This window comes from Caulobacter sp. HMWF025, assembly GCF_003060965.1.
In the GTDB taxonomy this organism is placed as follows: domain Bacteria; phylum Pseudomonadota; class Alphaproteobacteria; order Caulobacterales; family Caulobacteraceae; genus Caulobacter.
In genome coordinates, this window is record NZ_QAII01000066.1 from 1 (window position 1) to 5,601 (window position 5,601).

At 67.3% G+C, this 5,601-nt stretch carries 4 protein-coding genes and 1 pseudogene; 3 read left to right on the forward strand and 2 right to left on the reverse strand.

Going from position 1 to position 5,601, the window contains the following annotated elements:
* The first annotated feature begins 650 nt into the window (after positions 1 to 650).
* Complete coding sequence (locus tag DBR10_RS08220; RefSeq protein ID WP_108506165.1) at positions 651 to 2,414, forward strand: class I adenylate-forming enzyme family protein; 1,764 nt, start codon at positions 651 to 653, stop codon at positions 2,412 to 2,414.
* Between the two features lie 26 nt (positions 2,415 to 2,440).
* Complete coding sequence (locus tag DBR10_RS08225; RefSeq protein WP_108506164.1) at positions 2,441 to 2,806, forward strand: iron chaperone; 366 nt, start codon at positions 2,441 to 2,443, stop codon at positions 2,804 to 2,806.
* A gap of 33 nt (positions 2,807 to 2,839) precedes the next feature.
* On the opposite strand, the gene DBR10_RS08230 is transcribed toward DBR10_RS08225, so the two are convergent.
* The gene (locus DBR10_RS08230; protein ID WP_108506163.1) at positions 2,840 to 4,327 is read right to left on the reverse strand and encodes an amidase; all 1,488 of its coding nucleotides are present in this window, start codon (positions 4,325 to 4,327) and stop codon (positions 2,840 to 2,842) included.
* A 211-nt stretch (positions 4,328 to 4,538) separates the two neighbouring features.
* Here DBR10_RS08230 and DBR10_RS08235 point away from each other — a divergent pair, with 211 nt between their 5' ends.
* Positions 4,539 to 5,270 (forward strand): TlyA family RNA methyltransferase, encoded by a 732-nt coding sequence (locus tag DBR10_RS08235; protein ID WP_108506162.1) that lies wholly within the window; start codon positions 4,539 to 4,541, stop codon positions 5,268 to 5,270.
* Between the two features lie 91 nt (positions 5,271 to 5,361).
* On the opposite strand, the pseudogene DBR10_RS08240 reads toward DBR10_RS08235, so the two are convergent.
* Positions 5,362 to 5,601: pseudogene (locus DBR10_RS08240) on the reverse strand (hypothetical protein); the annotation flags it as partial.

Genomic DNA, 5,601 nt, shown 5'->3' on the forward strand with positions numbered 1-5,601 from the left:
GCTGATACGTGCGATGCAAGCGGACTGCTTGGCAGTCCGCCCCCTGCTGCACCTGCGCCGGGTAGAGAGGTTCCCGCCACAAGGGCGGGAATGACGGTGGTGCAGGTGGCCGACTAGGGTCGAAAGCACTCTCCACCTTCCCAACCGAAAGCCGACGTTCTGCCTCGCGCCGAGCCTTCAATCGCCTGGAGGTCAGATCAGTGATTGTCTCATCGTAAGAGATGAGGTGGGCTTTCCAGACGCGGACAGTGGTGAGGTCCTCACAAGAAACCACCGTCATCCCGTGGCTTGTCCACGGGACCCATTTGTCGGCTTCGCGGTCGGTTGATCATCCGTCATCCACGCTGCGGCGGAACAATGGGTCCCGTGGACAAGCCACGGGATGACGGGTGTATGGGGATCAGCCACACACTATCCCATCCCCCTAGCGGCCTGCCGCATGAGCTCGCGGAGCCGCGCCGGACCGCCCTGTGAGCAGCCCCGCCGTGACCACAACCCTGCCGCCGGCGCGGGGAAAATGCCTCCCGGCCAGGCCTAACTTATCAATGTTCCCCTAGGGTCAAACGGGTGTTTGCATCGCGGCTCTGGCTGTGCTTTCTCGCTAGCGAACGCGCTCATTGAATAAGGCGCGACCATACCGGGAGAGTAACATGACCGAGGCCGCGTCCGCGCCGACCCCCGCCGCCATTCCGTGGCCCGCCATGTCGGTCCAGCAGGCCTATGCCCTGATCACCCAGCCGGGTACGGCCGGTGAGATGGAAGAGCTTGAGATCCGCGGCGTGAAGACCCGGGTCTGGAAGAATGCCCCGCCGACCCTGCGCGACACCCTGGTCCTGGGCCGGGCCCATGGCGAGAAGGTGTTCCTGGTCCATGAGGACGAGCGGGTCAGCTTCGAGGCCTTCTACCGCGCCACGACGGTCTTCGCCGCAGAACTGGCCGCCAGGGGCGTGCAGAAGGGCGACCGCGTCGCCATCGTCATGCGCAACCTGCCCGAATGGCCGGTGGCCTTCTACGGCGCGCTGTCGATCGGCGCGATCGTCACGCCGCTGAACGCCTGGTGGACGGGCCCGGAGCTGGAATACGGCCTGCTGGATTCCGGGGCCAAGACCCTGATCGTCGACGTCGAGCGCTTCGAGCGCCTGACCGAGCATCTGCACAACTGCCCCGACCTGCAGCGGGTCTATGTCAGCCGTTCGCGGGAAGAGATTGCCCACCCCTATGTCACCCGCCTGGAATCGGTGATCGGCTGCCCCAATGACTGGGCCGCGATCGAGGAAGTGGCGCTGTCGACCGTGCCGCTGGCCGCCGATGACGACGCGACGATCTTCTACACCTCGGGCACCACCGGAAAGCCCAAGGGCGCGATCGGCACCCATCGCAACATCAACAGCAACATCTTCGCCGCCGCCGCCGCCGGCGCGCGCAGCTTCCTGCGCCGGGGCGAAGCGCCGCCCGAGCCCGATCCCAACGGCCCGCAGCGCGGCTCGCTGATCTCGGTGCCGTTCTTCCATGCCACCGGCTGTTTTGCGGTGATGAACCCGTCGCTGTTCGGCGGGGCCAAGATCGCCATGATCCGCAAGTGGGATCCCGACAAGGCCATGCAGCTGATCCAGGACGAGCGCCTGACCCAGATCGGCGGCGTGCCGACCATTGCCTGGCAGATCATCGAGCATCCCAACCGCGACAAGTACGACCTGTCGTCGGTCGAGGCCGTGGCCTATGGCGGCGCGCCCTCGGCGCCGGAACTGGTCCGCAAGATCAAGGAAGTCTGGCCCAAGGCCTCGCCGGGCAACGGCTGGGGCATGACCGAGACCTCGGCCACCGCCACCAGCAACTCGGCCGAAGACTACGAGAACCGGCCCGACAGCTGCGGCCCGGCCGTGCCGGTCACCGACCTGAAGATCATGACCGTCGAGGAGCCGCATCGCGAACTGCCGATCGGCGAGGTCGGCGAGCTGTGGTGCAAGGGGCCCCAGGTCGTTCGCGGCTACTGGAACAAGCCGGAAGCCACCGCCCAGACCTTCATCGACGGCTGGGTGAAGACCGGCGACCTGGCCCGTCTCGACGCTGAAGGCTTCTGCTTCATCATCGACCGCGCCAAGGACATGCTGATCCGCGGTGGCGAGAACATCTACTGCATCGAGGTCGAGAACTGCCTCTATGACCACCCGGCGGTGATGGACGCGGCTCTGGTCGGCGTTCCGCACAAGACCCTCGGCGAGGAACCGGCGGCTGTCGTCACCCTCAAGCCGGGCACGACCGCCACCGAGGCCGAACTGCGGGCCTTCGTCGCCGACCGTCTGGCGGCCTTCAAGGTGCCGGTCAAGGTCGTCTTCTGGCACGAGACCTTGCCACGCAACGCCAATGGCAAGATCATGAAGAACGAGCTGAAAAAGGTGTTTGTGGAGGGCTGATCCAGCCCTCCTGCGAAGGGGGCGGCATGGTTCAGTCCAGGGCACAGACGGTCGATGACTTCCTGCTGGAGGTCTCCGATGACCGCCGCCCGGCCCTCGCGCGGCTCCGGGGTCTCTGTCTGGAGGCCTTCGGGGCCGAGCACGAGCGGATGGCCTTCGGGATGCCGGCCTATGGTGACCCGAAGAACCCCTGGATCGCCTTCAACAGCCAGAAGCAGCACATCGCCCTTTATGCCGGCCAGGACGCGATCGCCCGGTTTGGCGGCAGCCTCGGCAAGGCGAGCTTCGGCAAGGGCTGCATCCGCTGGAGCAAGCCCGACGCCATGAAGTTTGAGGTCATTGCCGACATCGTCGCCGACGTGGCGGCCCGCAAGGCTTCGGCCTGCGGCTAAACGGCCCCCGCTCCCACGGGGGCCGTTGATCGTTCAGAGCGAGGTCGGCGGCTTGCGGTGCGCCCAGGGCTGGGCCGCCTCCAGCTGGTAGGCCAGCTCGAACAGGCGCTTTTCGCCGCCGATCCGTCCGGCGAAGTGGACCCCGACCGGCAGGCCGTCTGCCGTCCAGTGCAGGGGCACGCTCATGGCCGGGGCTCCGGCCACATTGTGCAGCGGCGTGTAGCCGACATAGGACAGCAGCCGCGCCTGCAGGGTCTCGAAGCTGACATCGCCGCTGACGAAGCCCAGATCGGCGGGCACATGGCCCAGCACCGGCGACAGGATTACGTCATAGCGGGTCAGCCAGGTGTCATAGGCCTTGGCGGCAGCCTGCAGGCGTTCGACCACGGCAGGAATGTCGCCGGGCTTCAGGCCCCGCACCAGCTCGGCCATGCCCAGGGTGAACGGCTCGAGCACCGAAGCATCGGCCGGACGGCCCATGGCCTTGCTGACCCCCGCCGCAAGCTCGGCCGCTCCGGTCGACCACAGGGCGGTGAAGTCGCGTCCGAACTGGTTGCCGTCGATCGGCCAGTGGGTCGTCTCGACCTTGTGACCGAGGCTTTCCATCAGCTTGGCGGCCGACTCGACGGCCTGGACGACCTCGGGGTCCGGACGCAGGCCGGTGCCGGTTTCCATCAGCAGACCGACCTTCAGGCGGCCCTTGCCGGGTCCGGTAACCACGCCGATCGGGGCGAAGGTTGCTCCGGCCTCGGTATCCTCGCTGACGGCGAACAGGGCGGCCGAGTCACGCACGCTGTGGGTCACGCAGTGGGCGACGGACAGGTCGATGCCCTTGTTGTTGGGACGGCCGTCCAGCATCCGGCCGCGCGAGGGCTTCAGGCCGAACAGGCCGCAGTTGGAGGCCGGGATGCGGATCGAGCCGCCGCCGTCGGTGGCATGGGCAAACGGCACGATGCCGGAGGCGGTCGCCGCGGCGGCTCCGCCCGATGAGCCGCCGGAGGAATGGCCGAGGTTCCAGGGGTTGCGGGTGGGCAGGAAGCCCATCGGCTCGGTGGTCGGCAGGAAGCCGTATTCCGGGGTCGCCGACTTGCCGATCACGACCAGTCCGGCCCGGTCATAGGCATCGATGAACGGGGTCTGGGCCTTGACCGGCTTCGCACCGAGCGAGCTGCGCGACCCGAAACGGGTGGGCAGGCCGATATAGGGGTCCAGATCCTTGATCAGGAACGGCACCCCGGCGAAGGGGCCGCTGATCTGGCCGCTGCGGGCCTTGTCGAGGGCGCGGTCGAAGTCCGAGGTGACGATGGCCCCGAGCTTGGGCTGCAGGGCTTCGGCCTTGCGGATGGCGGCCTCGACCACCTCGACGGCACTGACCTCCTTGCGGCGGATGCGGCCGGCCAGTTCAGTGGCATCGGGCGTCCAGGCGGGCGGGGCGGCGGCCGGGCGTGGCTTGGCCCCGGCCGAGGATGCAGCGGCAACGGCCGCAGTGGCGACCATCAGGCCGCGACGACTGAATTTCATGTGGAGCCTCCCAGGCGACCGGCGTCTTGCGCGCCGGTGAATGCCGATCAGTTGAGCCTGAAGCGCGCAGGTCTGCAAGGGCGTGCGGCGGGTCAAAGCCGGTCCGGCCTGCCTGAACGTCCCCGAAATACAGGTTCGAGATCAGCGGTTTGGAGCCTGTTCTTTACCAATAGGCTTTCCCACCGGCCGTAAAGTCCTCTAGACCCCGCCCATGACCCGTAGACGCATTGATGTCCTGCTGATGGAGCGGAGCCTGTTCGACAGCCGCGCCAAGGCCCGCGAAGCGATCGAGGCCGGCCTGGTCCATGCCGATGGCGTGGTGGTGCGCAAGCCTTCGGAAATGGTCGAGGAGCATGTCTCGATCCGCGCCTCGGCGGCCCATCCGTGGGTCGGTCGCGGGGCGCTGAAACTGGTCCATGCCCTGGACCTTTGGCCGATCGCTGTGGAGGGCAAGGTGGCCATCGACGTCGGGGCCTCGACCGGCGGCTTTACCGAAGTGCTGCTCAGTCGCGGCGCGGCCAAGGTCTATGCCGTCGATGTCGGCCGCGACCAGCTGCATGCCAGCCTCGCGGAACACGAGCGGGTCGTCGACCTGTCGGGAACCGATGCCCGGCTGCTCGACACCAGCTGGATCGCCGAGGACCCCGACCTGATCGTCAGCGACGTCAGCTTCATCTCGATGACCAAGGCCCTGCCGGCGGCTCTCGAGCTGGCTCCGGCCGGTGCGGATCTGGTGACCCTGGTCAAGCCGCAGTTCGAGGCGGGACGGGAGCATGTCGGCAAGGGCGGCCTGGTCAAGGATCCGGAGACCATCGCCCGGGTCCATCGCGAGATCATCGCCTTCCTCGAGGAGTCGGGCTGGATGGTGATGGGCCAGGCCGAGAGTCCGATCACCGGTGGCGACGGCCAGGTCGAGGGCCTGCTCTGGGCGCGTCGCCAATAGCAAAACGGCCGCCGGTGATGCCCCGGCGACCGTTCAGAACTTCACGAAATCCCATTTTGCGTCAGGGCCTTATGGCAAGCCCCTCAGGTCCTTAGTCAACGACCTGATAGCGGCCGGCGGCATCCGGGCAGACCCGGACAAAGCGCTTCTGGACGCGACCGTCCGGCAGATAGATCGGGCTTTCGGCCAGGGTGCAGCCATTGGTGTCGGGGCCCCGTTCGGTGACGCGGTAGCTGTCGCGGCGATAGGCATCGCGCTCGGCCTCGCGGCGGGCGTCCTCGTAGCGGCTCTCGGCATAGGTCGGATCGTCATAGCCGGGGCCGTCATTGGC